The organism is Shinella sp. 838 (genome assembly GCF_029623935.1).
Lineage (GTDB): Bacteria > Pseudomonadota > Alphaproteobacteria > Rhizobiales > Rhizobiaceae > Shinella.
On the sequence record NZ_JARSBQ010000080.1, the window covers coordinates 1 to 598 of the forward strand.

Sequence of the window (598 nt, forward strand, 5' to 3'; positions counted from 1 at the left end):
CCGTCGGCCGTCGAGCGGCGCGGCGCCTTCCTCGCGCTGGATGTCCAGCACCTCTACGACTGGATCCGGCAGGGCTGGCTCGTCATCGCCGGCCTTGCCCTGATCGGCGCGCTTGCCGGCGCCTCCGTCGTGTTCCTCGTCAAGCCGCGCTTCACCGCCACCTCCGAGGTGCTGGTCGATCCCGCCGGCCTCAAGGTGGTCAACGAGGATCTCTATGCCAGTGCCGGCCAGCTCGACGGGCAGATGCTCGCGGCCGCCAGCAAGCTGCGCGTGCTGAGCTCGGGCAACGTGCTCTCCCAGGTCGTCAAGGATCTCGACCTCGTTCGGGACCGCGAGTTCGTGCCGGCCGACGCGACCGGCGATCCCGCCGTCATCGCCGTCGCCAACCTGCGCAAGCGCGTGAAGGTGGAGAGCGACCAGCGTTCCTTCGTCGCCTCCCTTGCCGTGACCACCGAGGACGCGGCCAAGTCGATCGACATCTCCGCGACGATGATCGCCTCCTTCCGAAAGGAACTGGCAAAGGCCGAATCGGACGGCGCCAGCCGCTCGGTCACGGGCCTGGAGGATCGCCTCTCCGAACTCAAGGATGCCGTCAACA

General features: G+C 68.2%; 1 protein-coding gene. It reads left to right on the forward strand.

All coding sequences use genetic code 11. The features are described 5' to 3' along the window. Positions 1-598 (forward strand): Wzz/FepE/Etk N-terminal domain-containing protein (locus P9A16_RS35655; protein WP_278026571.1); only part of this gene is annotated, 598 nt, incomplete at both ends.